The sequence below is a fragment of the Streptomyces sp. WAC05374 genome (genome assembly GCF_004353505.1).
Classification (GTDB): domain Bacteria; phylum Actinomycetota; class Actinomycetes; order Streptomycetales; family Streptomycetaceae; genus Streptomyces.
The window spans coordinates 1-837 of record NZ_SMNQ01000049.1 but is presented as its reverse complement, the minus strand read 5'-3'; the positions used below and the strand labels follow the sequence as shown (position 1 = coordinate 837).

General features: G+C 72.8%; 1 protein-coding gene. It reads right to left on the bottom strand.

Annotation, left to right across the window (positions count from 1 at the left end; all coding sequences use genetic code 11):
• Nucleotides 1-837: acyltransferase domain-containing protein (locus E2B92_RS32480; RefSeq protein WP_133087798.1), on the bottom strand; the 837-nt coding region annotated here is incomplete at both ends.

Sequence of the window (837 nt, the reverse complement as noted above, 5' to 3'; positions counted from 1 at the left end):
CGATGCGGTCGAGTCCGGGTGCGCCGGGTTCTTGGCGGACGACGGCGGTGAGGGACCAGTCGACGTGGGGGGCGAGGGCGTCTTCGCAGGCGGTCATGTGCTCGGCGAAGAGGGGTGAGGCGTCGAGCAGTTCACGGCCCATGCCGGCCCACTGCGCACCCTGACCCGGGAACACGAACACCGTCTTGCCGCGCGGCTTGGCCACACCCTCGGACACCGCCTCGTGCGACCTGCCGTCGGCCAGGGCACGCAGCCCCTCGACCAGCTCCGCGGTGCCGCCCGCGAGGACGCTCGCCCGGTGCTCGAAGTGGGTACGGTGCCGGGCCGCCGTCACCGCCACGTCGGCCAGGCACACGTCACCGCGGCCGGCCAGCCAGTCCGCCCAGCGGGCGGCCTGCTCACGCAGGGCCTTCTCGTCGCGGGCGGACAGCACCACGGGCAGCGCACCGGACGCGGGCCTCTGCGGCTCCGGCCGTTGTGGCGCCTGCTCCAGCACCACGTGGGCGTTGGTGCCGCCCAGGCCGAAGGCGGACACGCCGGCGCGGCGGGGCCCCTCCTCCTTCCACTGCTTGGTCTCGGTGTTGACGTAGAACAGGTCGGGGTCCAGGCCCATCTCGGGGTTGGGGTGCTCGTAGTTGAGGCTGGGCACCAGTTCGCCGTGGTGGATGGCGAGGGTCGCCTTGATCAGCCCTGCCACACCCGCGGTCGTGTCGGTGTGGCCGATGTTGGTCTTCACCGAGCCGATGGCGCACGGTTCGGTCCGCCCACTGGTGGCGAACACCTGCTGGAGGGCGCGCATCTCGATGGGGTCGCCGAGGGTGGTGCCGGTGCCGTGGG